The sequence below is a fragment of the uncultured Jatrophihabitans sp. genome (assembly GCF_964252635.1).
Taxonomy (GTDB): Bacteria; Actinomycetota; Actinomycetes; order Mycobacteriales; family Jatrophihabitantaceae; genus Jatrophihabitans.
The window spans coordinates 161,232-177,088 of sequence record NZ_CAXUNP010000001.1 but is presented as its reverse complement, the minus strand read 5'-3'; the positions used below and the strand labels follow the sequence as shown (position 1 = coordinate 177,088).

At 71.9% G+C, this 15,857-nt stretch carries 20 protein-coding genes; 10 read left to right on the top strand and 10 right to left on the bottom strand.

Going from position 1 to position 15,857, the window contains the following annotated elements:
- The first annotated feature begins 4 nt into the window (after positions 1-4).
- From trpS to ACFFCA_RS00810, 3 genes are read left to right on the top strand one after another with little or no spacing between them, the layout of a single operon-like run.
- Positions 5-1,036: a tryptophan--tRNA ligase gene (gene trpS / locus ACFFCA_RS00820; protein ID WP_375481010.1), complete on the top strand. Its 1,032-nt coding sequence runs from the start codon at positions 5-7 to the stop codon at positions 1,034-1,036.
- 13 nt (positions 1,037-1,049) lie between these two features.
- Positions 1,050-1,589, top strand: a complete 540-nt coding sequence (locus ACFFCA_RS00815; protein ID WP_375481009.1) for a 2'-5' RNA ligase family protein — start codon at positions 1,050-1,052, stop codon at positions 1,587-1,589.
- 9 nt (positions 1,590-1,598) lie between these two features.
- The gene (locus ACFFCA_RS00810; RefSeq protein WP_375481008.1) at positions 1,599-2,759 is read left to right on the top strand and encodes a YhjD/YihY/BrkB family envelope integrity protein; all 1,161 of its coding nucleotides are present in this window, start codon (positions 1,599-1,601) and stop codon (positions 2,757-2,759) included.
- On the opposite strand, the gene ACFFCA_RS00805 is transcribed toward ACFFCA_RS00810, so the two are convergent.
- The 3 genes from ACFFCA_RS00805 to ACFFCA_RS00795 all read right to left on the bottom strand — a co-directional run bounded on the left by ACFFCA_RS00805 (position 2,760) and on the right by ACFFCA_RS00795 (position 5,525).
- Positions 2,760-3,971, bottom strand: a complete 1,212-nt coding sequence (locus ACFFCA_RS00805; protein WP_375481007.1) for a D-alanyl-D-alanine carboxypeptidase family protein — start codon at positions 3,969-3,971, stop codon at positions 2,760-2,762. It abuts the gene before it with no gap.
- Between the two features lie 122 nt (positions 3,972-4,093).
- Positions 4,094-4,540 (bottom strand): GreA/GreB family elongation factor, encoded by a 447-nt coding sequence (locus ACFFCA_RS00800; protein ID WP_375481006.1) that lies wholly within the window; start codon positions 4,538-4,540, stop codon positions 4,094-4,096.
- Between the two features lie 184 nt (positions 4,541-4,724).
- Positions 4,725-5,525 carry a DUF1295 domain-containing protein gene (locus ACFFCA_RS00795; RefSeq protein ID WP_375481005.1) on the bottom strand — a complete coding sequence of 267 codons (801 nt, stop codon included), beginning with the start codon at positions 5,523-5,525 and terminating at the stop codon, positions 4,725-4,727.
- A gap of 41 nt (positions 5,526-5,566) precedes the next feature.
- Here ACFFCA_RS00795 and ACFFCA_RS00790 point away from each other — a divergent pair, with 41 nt between their 5' ends.
- The gene (locus ACFFCA_RS00790; RefSeq protein WP_375481004.1) at positions 5,567-6,364 is read left to right on the top strand and encodes an LLM class flavin-dependent oxidoreductase; all 798 of its coding nucleotides are present in this window, start codon (positions 5,567-5,569) and stop codon (positions 6,362-6,364) included.
- Between the two features lie 24 nt (positions 6,365-6,388).
- On the opposite strand, the gene ACFFCA_RS00785 is transcribed toward ACFFCA_RS00790, so the two are convergent.
- From ACFFCA_RS00785 to ACFFCA_RS00775, 3 genes are all read right to left on the bottom strand, one after another.
- Positions 6,389-6,865, bottom strand: a complete 477-nt coding sequence (locus ACFFCA_RS00785) for a hypothetical protein (protein WP_375481003.1) — start codon at positions 6,863-6,865, stop codon at positions 6,389-6,391.
- Positions 6,866-6,985: 120 nt separating this feature from the next.
- Positions 6,986-7,468 carry a DUF3253 domain-containing protein gene (locus tag ACFFCA_RS00780; protein WP_375481002.1) on the bottom strand — a complete coding sequence of 161 codons (483 nt, stop codon included), beginning with the start codon at positions 7,466-7,468 and terminating at the stop codon, positions 6,986-6,988.
- Positions 7,469-7,494: 26 nt separating this feature from the next.
- A complete protein-coding gene (locus ACFFCA_RS00775; RefSeq protein ID WP_375481001.1) occupies positions 7,495-8,352 on the bottom strand; it encodes an NmrA family NAD(P)-binding protein in 858 nt (285 codons plus the stop codon).
- Between the two features lie 79 nt (positions 8,353-8,431).
- On the opposite strand from ACFFCA_RS00775, the gene ACFFCA_RS00770 reads away from it, so the two are divergent.
- On the top strand, positions 8,432-9,142 hold the full coding sequence (locus ACFFCA_RS00770) for a TetR/AcrR family transcriptional regulator (RefSeq protein ID WP_375481000.1): 711 nt from the start codon (positions 8,432-8,434) through the stop codon (positions 9,140-9,142).
- 82 nt (positions 9,143-9,224) lie between these two features.
- On the opposite strand, the gene ACFFCA_RS00765 is transcribed toward ACFFCA_RS00770, so the two are convergent.
- The gene (locus ACFFCA_RS00765; RefSeq protein WP_375480999.1) at positions 9,225-10,100 is read right to left on the bottom strand and encodes an NAD-dependent epimerase/dehydratase family protein; all 876 of its coding nucleotides are present in this window, start codon (positions 10,098-10,100) and stop codon (positions 9,225-9,227) included.
- 85 nt (positions 10,101-10,185) lie between these two features.
- Here ACFFCA_RS00765 and ACFFCA_RS00760 point away from each other — a divergent pair, with 85 nt between their 5' ends.
- Positions 10,186-10,764, top strand: a complete 579-nt coding sequence (locus tag ACFFCA_RS00760; RefSeq protein WP_375480998.1) for a TetR/AcrR family transcriptional regulator — start codon at positions 10,186-10,188, stop codon at positions 10,762-10,764.
- A gap of 6 nt (positions 10,765-10,770) precedes the next feature.
- On the opposite strand, the gene ACFFCA_RS00755 is transcribed toward ACFFCA_RS00760, so the two are convergent.
- Entirely contained in the window at positions 10,771-11,520 is a 750-nt protein-coding gene (locus tag ACFFCA_RS00755) for an SDR family oxidoreductase (protein ID WP_375480997.1), read from the bottom strand.
- Between the two features lie 96 nt (positions 11,521-11,616).
- On the opposite strand from ACFFCA_RS00755, the gene ACFFCA_RS00750 reads away from it, so the two are divergent.
- Genes ACFFCA_RS00750 through ACFFCA_RS00740 form a run of 3 tightly spaced genes read left to right on the top strand, consistent with a single transcriptional unit; the run spans position 11,617 to position 13,426 of the window.
- Complete coding sequence (locus ACFFCA_RS00750) at positions 11,617-12,189, top strand: TetR/AcrR family transcriptional regulator (RefSeq protein WP_375480996.1); 573 nt, start codon at positions 11,617-11,619, stop codon at positions 12,187-12,189.
- 42 nt (positions 12,190-12,231) lie between these two features.
- Positions 12,232-13,119 carry an aldo/keto reductase gene (locus ACFFCA_RS00745; RefSeq protein ID WP_375480995.1) on the top strand — a complete coding sequence of 296 codons (888 nt, stop codon included), beginning with the start codon at positions 12,232-12,234 and terminating at the stop codon, positions 13,117-13,119.
- Positions 13,120-13,162: 43 nt separating this feature from the next.
- On the top strand, positions 13,163-13,426 hold the full coding sequence (locus ACFFCA_RS00740) for an SCO4848 family membrane protein (protein ID WP_375480994.1): 264 nt from the start codon (positions 13,163-13,165) through the stop codon (positions 13,424-13,426).
- Between the two features lie 10 nt (positions 13,427-13,436).
- On the opposite strand, the gene ACFFCA_RS00735 is transcribed toward ACFFCA_RS00740, so the two are convergent.
- Positions 13,437-13,946, bottom strand: coding sequence for a CGNR zinc finger domain-containing protein (locus ACFFCA_RS00735; protein ID WP_375480993.1), 510 nt, complete (start codon positions 13,944-13,946; stop codon positions 13,437-13,439).
- A gap of 62 nt (positions 13,947-14,008) precedes the next feature.
- Here ACFFCA_RS00735 and ACFFCA_RS00730 point away from each other — a divergent pair, with 62 nt between their 5' ends.
- Complete coding sequence (locus tag ACFFCA_RS00730; RefSeq protein WP_375480992.1) at positions 14,009-15,163, top strand: epoxide hydrolase family protein; 1,155 nt, start codon at positions 14,009-14,011, stop codon at positions 15,161-15,163.
- Between the two features lie 10 nt (positions 15,164-15,173).
- On the opposite strand, the gene ACFFCA_RS00725 is transcribed toward ACFFCA_RS00730, so the two are convergent.
- Entirely contained in the window at positions 15,174-15,851 is a 678-nt protein-coding gene (locus tag ACFFCA_RS00725; RefSeq protein ID WP_375480991.1) for a TetR/AcrR family transcriptional regulator, read from the bottom strand.
- Between the last annotated feature and the right edge of the window lie 6 nt (positions 15,852-15,857).

The window sequence follows — 15,857 nt, the reverse complement described above, 5'->3', positions numbered from 1 at the left end:
TGTCGTGGCGTCCACAGCACCGACCTCCTCCTCCACCCGGGTGCTCTCGGGTATCCAGCCCACCTCGATGTCCCAGCACATCGGCAACTACCTCGGCGCCACCAAGCAGTGGGTCACGATGCAGCACGACCACGACGTGTTCTTCTTCCTGGCCGACCTGCACGCCATCACCGCCGACCCGCCGGAGCCCGCCGTGCTGCGGCAGCGCAGCCACCAGGCCGTCGCGCAGCTGCTCGCCGCCGGCGTCGACCCCGAGCACAGCGCGATCTTCCTGCAGAGCCACGTGCCCGGTCACACGCAGCTGTCCTGGGTGCTCGAGTGCCTCACCGCCTACGGCGAGGCGGGGCGGATGACGCAGTTCAAGGACAAGTCGGCGCGCGGAGAGCGGGTCAGCGTCGGGCTGCTCACCTACCCGATCCTGCAGGCCGCCGACATCCTCATCTACCAGGCCCACCAGGTGCCGGTGGGCGAGGACCAGCGCCAGCACATCGAGCTCACCCGCGACCTCGCGCAGCGCTTCAACACCCGCTACGGCGACACCTTCGTCGTCCCGGACGCGTTCATCCCCAAGGCGTCGGCCAAAATCCTGGACCTCCAGGACCCGACCGCGAAGATGAGCAAGTCGCTGCCCGACGCCGGCACGCTGAACCTCCTGGACGACCCCAAGGTCCTGACCAAGAAGATCAAACGGGCCGTCACCGACGACGGCACCGAGGTCCGCTTCGACCCGGTCGCCAAACCCGGCGTCTCGAACCTGCTCGTCATCCTCGCCGCCGTCACGGGCTCGACCCCCGACGCCGCTGCGGCCCAGTTCGACGGGCAGGGCTACGGCGCGCTGAAGATGGCGGTGGCCGACGCCGTCGTGGCCTTCGCCGAGCCGTTCGCCGCCCGGGTCCACGAGGCCATGTCCGACCCCGGGGAGCTCGACCTGATCCTGGCCCGCGGCGCCGAACGCGCCCGGCCGATCGCCGAGGCCACCGTCAACGACGTCTACGACCGGGTCGGGTTCGTGCCGCCGCTGGCCCGGCCCCGCTGATGGGCGCTCGCTGATGGGTGCGACGACGACGCTCGGGGTCGCGGTGGCGATCCCGCAACCCCATGCCTCGGTGCTCACGACGTGGCGCCGGCGGGTCGGCGACCCGGCGGCCGACCTCGTCTTCCCGCACGTGACGTTGCTGCCCCCGACGCCGGTGCCGGTCAGCGCGATGGACGACGTCGAGGCCCACCTGGCCAAGGCCGCGACCACCGTCGAGCCGTTCATGATGCACCTGGCGGGCACCGGAACGTTCCGGCCGACATCCCCCGTCGTGTTCATCCAGGTCGCGATGGGCGTGTCGCAGTGCGAGATCCTCGAGGGCGCGGTCCGCAGCGGGCCCTTGGACCGCCCGCTCGACTTCCCGTACCACCCGCACGTCACGGTGGCCCAGCAGATCGACGAGGCCGCGCTCGACGAGGCCTACGAGGAGCTCTCCGGCTTCGTCGCCCGGTTCCCCGTCGAGCGTTTCGTGGTCTTCACCCGCGGCGCGGACGGCAGCTGGGCTTGGGGTCGCGAGTTTCCGCTCGGTGGAGAAACGCCCACCCGGGGGTAGAACGGGCGCATGACCGATGTCGTCGATCGACCCAGGGACGAGGCCCCGGCCAGGCCCGTGGACGCCCAGGACAAGGGCGCCGAGGCCCAGGAGCGGGCCGCCAGGGAGAAGGCCGCCAAGGAGAAGGCCGTCGAGGCCAAGGACAAGGCCGTCGGACGGTGGGCGACGATCCAGCGCCAGCACCCCGGGGTCAAGCACGTGGTCGACGCCTATGCCCTGCTGACGCGCAACAACGGCAACCAGTACGCGGCGGCGATCACCTACTTCAGCTTCCTGGCCCTGTTCCCGCTGCTGCTCCTCGCGGTCAGCGTCGTCGGCTTCGTGCTCTACAACGACCCCGGCCTGCAACGCAGCCTGTTCTCCCACATCACCGACGCCATCCCCGGCTCGTTCGGGCAGACCATCAAGACGTCGGTGCAGCACTCGATCGACCACCGCACCAGCGTCGGCATCGTCGGCGTCGCCGGGCTCCTACTCACCGGGCTCGGCTGGATCGGCAACCTGCGTCAGGCGCTGGACGCGGTATGGGGGCGCAAGCCGCCGAAGAAGAACTTCGTCATGAGCCGGCTGAGCAACTTGGCCGTCCTCACCGGGCTCGGCCTCGGCATCGTGGTGTCGCTCGGCCTGACGGTCGTCGGCACGTCGCTGACGCAGCAGATCATCTCGACGGTCGGCCTCGACTCGCTGCCCGGCTCCACCGTGCTGCTGAAGGTCGTCGGGATCGCGGTGGCGGCGCTGGCCGACATCGTCATCTTCTGGTGGCTGCTCATCAAGGTCCCGCAGGCGGTGGTCGAGCGGAAGGTCGCGTTCCGGGGCTGCCTGATGGCGTCGGTCGGTTTCGAGATCCTGAAGATCGTCGGCACGTACACGATCGCCCACGCGTCGAAGAGCGAGACCGCGGGCCCCTTCGCCAGCGTCCTGGCCATCCTCGTCTGGGTGCAGCTCGTGGCGCGGTTCCAGCTGTTCTGCTGCGCGTGGATCGCGACGGTCACGGCCGAGGGCCGCACCGTCAACTCGATCCCGATCATCGAGCCCGAGGCCATGGTCGACCGCCGGCCGTCCGAGGCGACGGGCGTCACGCCGGCGGGCGTCGGCGCGACCCTCGTCGGTGCGGGGATCGTCGCCGGTGCCGTCGGTTTCTGGGCGGCCACCAAGCCCAAACAGCGCTGATCAGCGCGGGCCCGGACCCCGCCGGCGCCGCGGTGGCCCTCGCAGGCCGCGCAGGCGACGGGTCGAGTAGAGGAACGCACCGAACAGCAGGACCGCGACGAGCACCTTGACGCCGTCACCGCCGGAGCCCTTGCCCGTTGCCGCCGACGGCGAGGGTGCGGGCGACGACGGGGTGCCGCTGCGCGTCGCGGTGCCCGAGGTCGCTGCGGCCGGCCGCACCTGCGGCGGTGACTCGAGGCGGCCGACGGGCGCGGTCCCGTGCGGCAGCGCCGCGGCCCAGCGCACGAGGCGCGCGGCCTGCACGTACTGATCCTGGGGGTAGCGCTGGGCCCGCATGAGCACCACCCCGTAGCGTTGGCCCCGGTCGGTGATCACGCCGGCGAAGGTGTGCTGCGCAGCGTCGGTGTAGCCCGTCTTGGCGGCGACCGCGCCGGGGATCTCGTCGAGGAAGTCGAGGTTCTGGTTGACGAGGCGCACCGCGCCGACCCGCTTCTGCTTCGGCAGCACCAGCGAGCGCGTCCGGTCGTAGGCGACGAACCGCGGCTGCGCCGACGCCGCGCGCAGGAACAGCATCATGTCGTAGGCGCTGGTGAGCTGCTGCCAGCCGTCGAGCCCGGAGGGCGTCTGCACGAGGGTGTCGTAGGCGCCGAGCGTGCGCGCCTCGGTGTTCATGAGGCCGACGGTGTGCGCGCGGCCGCCGGCGGCCTGGGCGAGAGCTTCGGCGGCGTCGTTGCCCGACACGAGCAGCAGACCCTCGAAGATCTGGTCGACGGTGTAGCTGCCGCCGGCGACGAGCCCGGCGTGGGACCCCTCGGTGTCTGCCGCGCTGCGGCTGACCGTCACGCGGCGCGTCCCGGGCAGCAACGGCAGCAGGGTGACGGCGGTGAGGATCTTCTGGATGCTGGCCGGCTGGTAGCGGCCGTGCGGGTCGCGGGCGGCGACGACGGCGCCGGTGTCGAGATCGGCCACCACCCAGGCCCGCGCGGTGATGTCCCGAGGCAGTGTCGGCGACCCCGCCGGGAGCACCGTGCCCCGAGTCAGCAGTGCCGTCCCGCCGACGGCCTGCCCCTGGGGCCCGAGACCGCCACGCGGTGGGTGCGGGTCGGGTGCTTCCGGGGAGTTGCCGTGGTCGGTGGGTCGCGGCGCCGCGGGCGGGACGGAGTGGGCGGCAGGCGACGAGCTGGGCGTCGGAGCGGGGGATGCCACCGCCACGCCCGGCGACAGCATCGCGATTATCGCCAGTACTGCCCCCGTCGTCCGTCGCCCCCGCACGGCACGAGGGTAGGCACGCCCCGTCGCGGTCGTGGGAGGACCCTGCGACGGCGCGGCGGGGACTACTCGACCGAGACGATGGTCGCGAGCATGGAGCGCCCGCGCCGCGGCTCGTAGGTGACCGTGTCGCCGACTGCAGCGCCGACGACGACGCGGCCGAGCGGGCTGGTGGGCGTGAGCACCTCGGTACCGTCCGTGGCCTCGTCGACGCTGCCGATGAGGAAGGTCTCGCGGCCGTCGCCGAGGTCAAGGACCACGACATCGCCGATGGTCACCTCGCCGTCGTGGCGCTGCCGCAGCGGCAGCTCGGCCAGTTCGAGTTCGAGGGCGTGGATGCGCTGCTCGAGCAGCGCGAAGCGCACGTTCGCGTCGACGTTGGTCGCGCGGTCTGCAGCGTCGCCGGACGCCCCGCCGACGAGTTCGAGTTGGGCCTGGTCGCGCTCGGCGCGCAGCGCGGTGAGGCGGGTGGAGAGCAGCTCGGCGCGGGCCGAGGTCGTCAGGGCTGTCATCTCAGATCCTTCGTGGTCGTGCACGGTGGTACGTGCCGGTGACAACTCGCGTACCGACCCCGCTATGCCCGGCGCGGGTGGTGCGGGACGTGATCTGCGCTACGCCGGCTGCTGTCGGTGTCCGGACCACGCTGCCGTCCCCGCTCGTGAGCAGCCTGAGCGCGTCCCAGGTAGGGACTGAGAGCTAGGCGCGAGCGCGCGCCGGGCGCGGGACGAAGAACGCGACCCGCTTCTGGTAATCGCGGTAGCCGGGGCGCTCCTGCATCCGCTTCTCGGTCCGCTTCGCGCCGGTGGCGAACACGAGCAGGTAACTCATGGCGACGGGGGAGGCCACCGTCCAACCGGCGGGCGACGAGGCGGCGGCGGCGACCCAGGCGCCGTCCCACACCAGGGAGTCGCCGAAGTAGTTCGGGTGCCGCGACCAGCCCCACAGGCCGGTGTCGAGGACGTCGGGTTTCTCGTCCTTCGGAAGCTGGGAGTAGGTCGCCTTCTGGTGATCAGCGAGCGCCTCCATCACCGCGCCGCCGACCATGACAGCGATGCCGACCGGGAACAGCCACCGACGCGACGAGCGCGGCAGCCGACTGGCGGCGGCGAGCTGCACGGGCACCGACACGAGCAGCTGCGACACGGCCTGGGTGACGAACACCTTGCCCACCACCGCCGGTGTGGAGTCACCGTCCAGGAACTCGGTGTAGCGCGGGTCCTCCTCGTCGGTGCCGCGCAGCCGGGTGAGCATCTGACGTTCGAGCCGGGCCGCCCAGGCCGTCGTCACCGCGGCCAGCGACCAGCGCCGCCACGGGTCGCCGTGACCGACCGCGGCGCTGGTCACGGCGATGGCGGCCAGCCCAGGGCCCCAGACCCCGTCGGCGAAGTCGCGGCGGCCCTTGCGCAGCGCGAGGACGGCGGTGGCCGCCTGCGCGGCCGCAGTGACCGCCGCGCTCGCCAGGACCACCGTGCGGAGATTGCCTGCATCAACACCCATGGCGCTGCTTGTACCCACCCCGGTACGGCACGATGACGCCTATGACGACTCTCGGCGTGATCTTCTCGCCCGACCACCCTCCGGAGCGCCTGCACGACGTCGCGCTCGCCGCCGACGACGCGGGTCTCGAACAGCTGTGGGTCTGGGAGGACTGCTTCCGGGAGAGTGGCGTCGCTGCCGCCGCGGCCGTGCTCGGGTGGACGCAGCGCCTCGCCGTCGGGATCGGCCTCATGCCCGTGCCGCTGCGCAACGTGGCGGTCACTGCCATGGAGATCGCCACGGTCGAGCGGCTGTTCCCGGGACGCTTCGTGCCGGGCATCGGGCACGGCGTGCTCGACTGGATGGGTCAGGTCGGCTCGCGGGCCGAGTCGCCGATGACGCTGCTGCGCGAGTACACCGACGCGCTGCACCGGCTGCTGGGCGGCGAGACGGTCACGACCTCGGGCCGTTACGTGCATCTCGACGCCGTGGCGCTGGACTGGCCGCCGTCCGCGCCGCCGCCGCTGCTCGTCGGGGCCGTGAAGCCCAGGACGTTGGAACTGGCGACCACCTACGGCGACGGCGTCATCCTCACCGGCGACACCACCGTCGAGGCCTTGCGAGCGGCGCAGGAGCCGTTGGCCGCGGGTCGTGCGGCGAGCGGGCGGGACGCGGCCGAGGTAGTGGTGTTCGTGACCGTGCAGGGCCGTCAGCCCGTGGCCGACATCGTCGCGAAGGTCGACGAATACGTCGCTGCGGGTGCCACCACGGTCGCCCTGCACGCCGTCGGCGACGACCAGTACCCGCACGAGGATTTCGTCCGGCTGGTCGCCGGCGACGTCCGCGGGGCCGTCGACTGACGGCCGTTCGATCGGTCCGCGAGGTCAGCGGCGGAAGCGCGAGACCACCGAGGTGCGTGGGTCGACCATGCGGTGCAACGCCCAGCCGGTGACTGCCCCGTAGGCGAGGTGCGGGACGAGGTCACGCAGCAGGTTGGCGGGGGAGGCCCAGTCCGAGCGGGCCGCACCCGTGGCCACGGCGGCGCCCTCACCGACAGCCATGGCCACGAGACCGGTCGCGATCGCGGCCACTGCCTTGGGCGGGGTCGCGTTCGACCCACGGACCAGACCGGCGACAGCACCCACGCCGAGCCCGATCCCGAGGCCACCGAGGGGGCCGAGGGCTTCCGCGCGCTTGTTCTCGGTGGCTGAGCCCACTGAGCCCGCTGCGTCGGTGGTGTGTTGCGCGGTCTTGGAGACCGACGAACCGGCTGCCGACGTGGTCGCGCTGTCACCGCGCACGGCCTGGTCCAGGTAGCTGACCGCGTTCATCGCCGTCGCGCCGGCTGCGCCTGCGAGCAAGCCCGCCGAAATTCCTGCCCATCGATCTGCCATTGCCCTGCACCCCTTGTGGTTCGCGCTGTCGTCGTCCGCGACGGACGCCGTTGGTGTGCAGGTACCCACCCGCCCGCAGCACTAGCGTTACCCGGACGGGTGCTCGGACCACCGCTCGGACCGCTGCTCCCATTCCGGGCCGTGGACCACGTGGTGTTCGTCGGGGTCGAGGCGTACCACCGACGCCGCGGCGAGCTCGCCGAGCACGGCCCGGGCCTCGCCGGTCAGCGCCGCCCACCCCGTGCCGCCAACCACCCGGGCGAGGTCCTCGCTCGAGAGCGCGCCGTCAGGGCCGCGGTGGCCCAGCAGCGCCCGGGCCGTGGCGGCGAGTCGCTGATGCCGTCCGTCCGGGGTGGCCTCGTCCCACCACGGTTCGCCGCGTTCCCCGAGCGCCACCTTGGCGTCCTGCACCCGAGGGCGGGCGGTCGCCGGGTCGGTCCGCACCGCCCGGCGGGCCGACATCAGCTCGTCGACGAGCTCCTGGCGCAGCGCGTCCGGGATCGACGGGTCGGTGGCGCGCCAGCGCCGACCGTTGACGACGATGTACCGGCCGTCGTCGGTGCGCTCCATGCGGGATGTCTTCCCCCTCGCCGGCGTCAGGACGCAGTTGCCTCGGTGAGCTGGTCGCGGACCGTGCGCGGCTCACGTCCGAGCAGGGCGGTGAGCAGTGGATCGGTGCCGGCGAACAGCCCGTCCGCGGCCGCTTGGTACATGCCGAGCAGGAACCGGGCCATGCGCTCGTCCTGTCCGGCCGCGACCTGCGCGGCGATCCAGTCGTCCTCGGCCAGCACCTCGAAGCCGACGGGATGACCGGTCACCTCGCCGGCGATGGCGGCGACCTCGCCGAACGTGGGTGCTGCGGAGGCCGTAAGGGTGACGGGCCCGTCGTAGGCGCCGTTCGAGACGAGCACGGCGGCGGCGGCCTCGGCCGCGTCGTCGCGGGCCGTCCAGGACACCGGCCCGTCGGCCGGGACGCGGACCACGCCCGTCTCACGCCACGGCCCGAGCAACCAGGTGAGGCTGTGGGCGTAGAAACCGTTGCGCAGCGACGTCCACGGCGTGCCTGACGCGGAGAGCAGGTCCTCGGTGGCGGCGTGCACCACCGCCGGGACGAACGGGCTCGCGGGAGCTGCTCCCTGGTGGCTGGTGTAGAGGATGCGCCCGACGCCGACGGCGACAGCAGCGTCGATCGCGGCCCGGTGCAGCGCCACCGTGTCGGCGCCCGGCTGATTGGACGAGACGAGCAGCAGTTGATCGGCGCCTTCGAACGCGGCGGGCAGCGAGTCGGGGTCGGCGTAGTCGCCCTGCCGCACAGCGACGCCACGATCGGCGAAGCGACGGGCCTTGGCGACATCGCGTACGGCGACCGTCACGTCCCGGGCCGGAACGGTCCGCAGCAAATGCTCGACGGTGGCGCCGTTCAGGGCGCCGGTGGCGCCGGTGACGGTGATCAAGAGAACTCCTGGTGTCCATGGTCGATGAGCTGATCCAGCGTCTTAGCAACGATAACACTGATGCGTTAGCATCGATAACATGACCGATGTGGGTGCTCGCGACGTACGCGCCGTTCTGGTCGACGTGGCCGGCCAAGTGCTGCGGGAGCACGGTGCAGCCGGCCTGACGACGCGGCGGGTGGCCGAACGTGCCGGGGTGCAGGCGCCCACCATCTATCGAGTCTTCGGTGACAAGGACGGGCTGCTCGACGCGGTGGCGGAGCAGGCCATGGCCACGTTCGTCGCCGAGAAGGCGACCACGGCGGTTCAGGCTGCCGACGGCGACGTCGACCCGGTAGCGGACCTGTGGGTTGGCTGGCGCACCTATCTGGATTTCGGCCTGGTCAATCCCGCGCTCTTCGCCCTGCTCAGCGACCCGGACCGCGCCCGCCGGTCATCGGCCGTTCGGTCGGGTCAGGCGGTCCTTGCGGCCCGGGTACACCGGGTTGCCCTGGCGGGCAGGTTGCAGGTCGGTGAGAGCGAGGCGGTCGAGCTGATCCACGCCGCGGGTACCGGTGCGGTGCTTGCCCTGCTGGCGGGGCCGGCCGGCGACCGTGATCCCCGTCGGTTCGACGCACTGTTCGGGGTGGTTCTCGCTCGCATCGTTGCGGACGTCGACCCGCCCGACGCAAGGGAGGTTTTGGCACCCGTCGTCGCCGTGCGGGCGCTTGCCCCGCAGCTGGACACGCTCACCGAGACCGAGCGCGGCCTACTCGTCGAATGGCTGAATCGCGTCGTCGACGCGAGCTGACCGCGGCGCCCGCTCGTCATCGTGCAGTCGCGGCCAGCGGATCTTCAGCGCCGCGATCCGGAGGTGACAAGCGGGTCGCCGGTCAGGGCTCGAGCAGCTCGAGATCGGAGAGCAGGCTCGGGTGCGTCGGGTTCCACCCCAGGGTCGTGCGGGTGTACTCGCTCGACGCCGGCTGGTCGGCGGCGAAGATCGGCCCGAACGGCCCGAAGGTGTCCTCCGGCACCTGCTCGACGGGCAGACCTAGGCGCCGGCCGATGACGGCGGCGATGTCACGGACCGGGTCGCCCTCGTCGGCGACCGCGTGCCACGAGGTGCCGGCGGGAGCTGATTCCAGGGCCAGGCGGAACAGCACCGCCGCGTCGCGGGCGTGGACGGCGGGCCAGCGCTGCGTCCCGTCGCCGGGGTGGCCGGCCACCCCGGTCCGTCGTGCCGCGTCGGTGAGCAGGCCGGCGAACCCGCCCTTGCCCTCGTCGTGGACGGTGCGGGGCAGGCGGACGGCCGAGGAGCGCACGCCGCGGTCGGCGAGGGCGAGCAGGGCCGTGACCGTCCGCGCCCGTCCGGCCACCGGGCCCTCGGTCGGGAGGGGATCGGCCTCGGTGCTGAGCCGGCCGGCGATCCACGGGGTGCCCGAGACGGCGACGAGCGGCCGGTCGCTGCCGACGAGGGCCTGGCCGAGCGCGGTCAGGGCGGCGTTCTCCTCGGCGATCCCGGCCTCGAGCGCGGTGGGGTCGGCGTGGTCGAAGGCCAGGCTAATGACGCCGTCGGACCGTGCGGCGCCGTCCTGCAGGACGTCCAGGTCGGTGATGCTGCCACGCACCGTTTCGGCGCCGGCCTGCTCGAGGCGCCGGGCCGAGGCGTCGGAGCGAGCCAGGCCGAGGACGGTGTGGTCGTGGGCGAGCAGTTCGGCGACCACGGCCGTGCCGATGGTGCCCGTGCCGCCGGTGACGAAGACCTGCATGGTGTTCTCCTGTCAGTGATGAGACTGTTGTCCCGTCACGGTAACAGGCGATGCGACATGTGTCCCATCGCCTAGGATGAGCGACATGGCGCGATGGGAACCGGGAGCACGCGAGCGACTCGTCGTCGCCGCGGTCGACCTGTTCACCGAGCAGGGCTACGACGAGACGACGGTCGCGCAGATCGCCGAACGCGCCGGCGTCACCCGCAGCACGTTCTTCCGGCACTTCGCCGACAAGCGCGAGGTGCTGGTGGCCGGCCAGGAGACGCTGAGCCGGCTGCTGGCCGAGGGCATCGCCGAGGCGCCCGCGGGCGCCGGCCCGCTCGACGCCGTCGCGGCCGGCCTCACCCGCGCGTCGACGGAGATGGGTCCGGCGAACCGCGACCTCGGGCCGCGCCTCAAGGCGGCCGTGGCCGCGAGCGCCGAACTGCAGGAACGCGACGCGTTGAAGAGCGTCAGCATGGCCGCGGCCATGACCACGGCGCTCGTCACCCGTGGGGTGCCCGACCCGACCGCGCACCTGGCCGCGGAGCTGGGCGTGCTGGCCTTCAAGCGCGGGTATGCGGCGTGGTCCGAGGGTGGGGCTGCTGCCGGTGACGACCTGGGCCGGCACGCGCTCGCCGCGCTGGACGAACTGCGGGCCGCGAGCGCGTCCTTGGGCTGACGGCCGTCAGTTCTGAACGGCCGGCCGGATGGTCAGGTCGCCGATCTCGACGTCGGCGGGCTGCTCGATCGCGAAGGCGATGGCCCTGGCCACCGCCTCCGGGGCAATACCGATCTCGGCCATGCGCTGCTGCATCTGTTCGCGGACGTCGGGGTTCTCGACGGCGTCGACGAGCTCGGTACGGACGAATCCCGGCGAGATCGACGTGGTGCGCAGCGAGCCGTCGGTCGACTCCTGACGCAGGGCCTCGAGCAGGGTCCGCACGGCGTTCTTGGTGCCGGCGTACACGGCCTGGCCCGGGGTGATCTTCAGTCCTGAGGTCGACACCGTCGTGACGAAGTGACCGCGGCCCTGCCGTCGGAAGACGGGGAGCGCGGCCGCGATGCCGTACAGCACGCCGCGCACGTTGACATCGATCATCGCGTCCCAGCCGGCCACGTCGAGCTCGCTCACCAACCCGGTACGGGCGATTCCGGCGTTGCTCACCAGGACGTCGAGGCGGTCGAAGCGCTCGACCGCGGTGGCCACCAGTCGCTCGAGGTCGGCGCGTTGCGTCACGTCGACCGCGACCACCTCGGCCCGGCCGCCGTCGTGGCGGATGCGTTCGGCCACCGCGTCGAGCCGCTGGGTGCGTCGTGCGCCCAACACCACCGCGGCACCCCGGCCGGCGAGTTCCCGCGCGGTCGCCTCCCCGATACCGCTGCTCGACCCCGTGATCGCCACGACCTTGCCCTCAACGCCCTGAACGCCGGTCATCGGGTGCTCCTCGTCTACGCTGTTCGGACAGCTGTCCGTTTACCTCATCCAGGTTAGCGGACAATTGTCCGCTTAGCGGGACGCAGAGGAGCCCCGGTGCCTGCTCGGGTACGTCGTCGGGCCGACGCGGAGGTCAACCGCGCTCGCATCGTCGACGCCGCCCGCGCTGCACTGGCCGGGTCGAACGGCGCCGTCGACGAGCTGCGGCTGCAGGCCGTGGCCGGCGCGGCCGGCGTGGGGCAGGGGACGCTGTACCGGCACTTCCCGACCCGCGAGCACCTGCTGGCCGAGGTGTACCGGCACGAGATGGACGAGCTGGTCGCGGACGTGCCTGCCCTGCTCGCCGACTACGCCCCGCTCGAGGCGCTTCGCCGGTGGTTCGACCGGCTCGCGGAGTACGCGCGGGTGAAGCGGGGGGTCATGGCGGCCATCGAGGCCTCGGCGTGGCTGGACCTCTACGCCGACCAGCACGTACGTCTCGACGACGCGCTCGGCGAGCTGCTGGACCAGGGGCGCCGTGCGGGCGAGCTACGTGCCGACGTCGACGCGACCGACGTCATCCTGCTGCTCGGTGCGCTGTCGCGGATCCCGGCGTCGGAGTGGGACGCACGGGTCGGCACGGTGCTGGCCGTCATGGTCGAGGGGCTGCGGGCGCCGCGCCCCAGGTAGCCACGCAACCCGGCCTTGCCGCGTGGTCCTAACGTCGAGGGCATGGACACGACGCTGACGTTGAACAACGGTGTGCAGATGCCGGCCCTCGGGCTGGGGGTCTTCCAGAGCCCGCCGGACGAGACGGCCGCCGCGGTACGCCGTGCGCTGGAGGTCGGGTACCGGTTGATCGACACCGCGGCGATCTACGGCAACGAGCGCCAGGTCGGCGAAGGGCTGCGGGCCTCCGGCGTCGACCGCGACGAGGTGTTCCTCGAGACCAAGGTGTGGGTCAGCGACTACGGCACCGAGCAGACGCTGCACGCCTGGGAGAAGGCGGTACGCAAGCTCGGGGTCGACCACCTGGACCTGCTCATCCTGCACACGCCGGCGCCGACCCGCTTCGAGCGCACCGTCGAGGCGTACCGGTCGCTGCAGACCTTGCTCGAGCAGGGCAAGGTGCGGGCCATCGGGGTCAGCAACTTCATGCCCCACCACCTGGCCGACCTGATGGCCCAGACCGACGTGCCGCCGGCCCTCAACCAGGTCGAGCTGCACCCGTTCTTCACCCAGCCGGCGGTGCAGCAGGCCGATGCGCAGCACGACATCCTCGACCAGGCCTGGTCACCGATCGGCGGCATCACCTTCTACCCCGGCTACGACAACGACCTGACCAATGCACTCGAGGACCACACGGTGGTCGGCATCGGGCGCAAGCACGGGAAGTCCGCGGCGCAGGTCATGCTGCGCTGGCACCTGCAGCGTGGTCGGTCGGCCATTCCCAAGTCGGTGAACCCCGGCCGCATCGCCGAGAACTTCGACGTCTTCGACTTCGAGCTCACCGACGCGGAGCTGGACGCGCTGGACGCGCTGGACACCGGCCGTCGCGGCGGCCCGGACCCGGACGGCGACCGCGCCGAGCTGTTCGACCGTCCGATCCCGGAAGCGTGAGTCCGGCCGCGTCCCGCACAGGTACGGCGCGGATACTCGAGCCGTGGTCGTCTCCAAACGCGTCGCATGGTTCCTCGTCGCCTTCGGCGTGTGGAGCTGGATCGTCTGGCCCACCTTCTTGAAGAACATCTGGGCTGACAAACGGTCGTGGAACGACGGCATGACCGCGTTCTTCGGCGTCCACCTCGTGCTCACCGTCGTTTCGCTGACGCTCGGCACGATCATCGGTGTGCTGGGTGTCCGGGCCCTGCGCAGCCATGATCAACACGCGTCCTGCAGCCCACCAGACCTGCTGACCGCGAAATGACCAGCCGGTGTCAGGCCTGCCGCTGTCGGTAGGCGCGGGTCTTGTGCCGGTTGCCGCACGCCCCCATCGAGCACCAGCGCCCGGCGCCGTTGCGCGAGGCGTCGTGGAAGGCCCAGCGACAGTCCGGCGAGGCACAGAGCTTCATCCTGCGCCACCCGCCGTCCGCGACGCTCACAGCCACCGTCTCGACGATCGTGTCCAGGCCACGCACGCCGGTGGACGCCGCGACCTGTAGGCGGCCGGAGTCGTCAGGGGTGAGCCGGAGCGGGAAGCGCGCCAGGGCGCGCGCCGTCGCGTCGGTCGAATCCGTGCCGAGCGCAGCCCGTAGCGCCGAGCGCAGTGAACGCGCTGCCTCGAGCTCGCGGTCGCCCACCTCGTCCGAGAACCCGTGGGCGGCCAACCAGGTGGCCAACGTGGCGGGTGAGGTCAGGGCGTCACCGGGCACATGGGCCTTGCCCTGCACGGCGAAGGTGCGCTCGTCGATCGTGTTGAGGAAGTCCTCGGTCAGGGCCAGATCCACGACACCACTATAACCGAATACCGGTGTTGACAACAGTGCGACACCGCTATTACGTTTTGCTGGTGTCGTACACCACGGAACCCACGCCCACCCGTCCACTGCTCGACGTCCCCGAGGCCGACGTCGACGACCTCCGCGCCCGGCTCGGCAACACGAGATGGGCCCGACCGTGGCCCCTCGAGGCCTGGCAGGCCGGCACCGATCCGGACCTGCTGCAGCGCCTCGTCGCCCACTGGGCCGACGGCTACGACTGGCGCGCACGCGAGGCCGAGATCAACGCTCTGCCGTCGCACTTCACGACCCTGGACGGCGTCGACCTGCACTACCTGCGCTTCGACGCCGAACGAACCGACGCGCGTCCGATCGTCCTCACCAACGGCTGGCCGAGCACCTTCTACGAGCTCGTCGGCCTCGCCCGACGGCTTGCGCACCCGTCGGAGTTCGGCGGTTCCGCGGACGACGCCTGCACCGTGGTCGTCCCGTCGCTGCCCGGCTTCACCCTCTCCCAGCAGCGGCCGTCGATCGACCGGACGCCGCCGGTGCACGAGCTGTGGCACCGGCTGATGCACGACGAGCTCGGCTTCGAACGGTACGGCGCACACGGCGGCGACCTGGGAGTCGGCATCACCAGTCGCCTCGCCCAGGCGCACCCGGAGGCTGTCGTCGGCATCCACCTGATGGACGTCGAGCGCCCGCTGCGCTCGGACGTTGCCGACCTGACCGACGAGGAGCGCGCGTTCCTCGACGCGGGTACCCGGTGGTCGAACGAGCAGGGTGCGTACGCCCATCAACAGCGCACCAAACCGCTCACCCTCGCCCAGGGACTGAGCGACTCACCGGCCGGGCTGCTCGCCTGGATCGTGGAGAAGTACCGCGACTGGAGTGACTGCAACGGCGATGTGTCGAGCCGCTTCAGCCACGACTTCCTGCTGACGCAGGCGTCGCTGTACTGGTTCACGGACACCATCTCGACGTCGTTCCGCCAGTACTACGAGGGTGGGCACGGCTTGCTCGGGCCCATCGAGCGCGTCGACGTGCCGACCGGCCTGGCCCTGTTCCCGGCCGACCTCGGCGGCCGCGTCCCGCGCAGCTGGGCCGAGCGCACCTACAACGTGACCCGGTACACGACGATGCCCCGCGGCGGCCACTTCGCACCCCACGAGGAGCCCGCCCTGCTCGCCGGCGACATCACCGCGTTCTTCGACGGACTCGGGTGATCGGCCGCGTTCACGGTCGGGCGGTGCCGGCGAGGATGAGGTCGACGCCGGCGAGGAACTGCTCACGGTCGTCATGGCCGGGCAGCTGCGCCGCGATGCGGCGCACGAAGGGGAACTCGGCCTCGTCGAGCTCGGTCCACCGGCGGGCAGCCGTGGCGAGTGCCGTGTCGCGGTCCACGTCCGGTGATGCGCTGCGTGCGTTCGCGGCGTTCTGGGCGGCGGCCCCGCAGACGTAGCTCGCCAGGGCCGTCGCCACGTTGAAATGCTGCGCCGCCGGCGCCCCGAGATCGGTGAGCCTGCTGCCCATCGCCTCGACGATGCGCATGCTCGCCAGCTGCCACGGCTCGCGTGCGAGGTGCGAGCCGATCCACGGGTGTGCGTCGATGGCGTCGAAGAGGCCGAGCGCAACCGTCCGGATCTGGTCGTGCGGCGAGGCGTCCGCCGGGGCGGCAGCGGTGACCCCGGCGACGATCGCATCCGTGGCTGCGGCGAGCAGCTCGTCCTTGTTCGCCACGTGCCAGTAGATCGCGCCGGGGCCGGTGGCCAGCGCCGCGGCGAGCGAGCGGAAGGTCAGGGCGCTCTCGCCGTCGGCGTCGAGGATGGCGACGGCGGTCGCGATGATCCGCTCCCGCGAGAGCGCATCCGATCGACGTGACGGACGTCCGACGGCTGCGCTCACGCCACCCATCTTGAC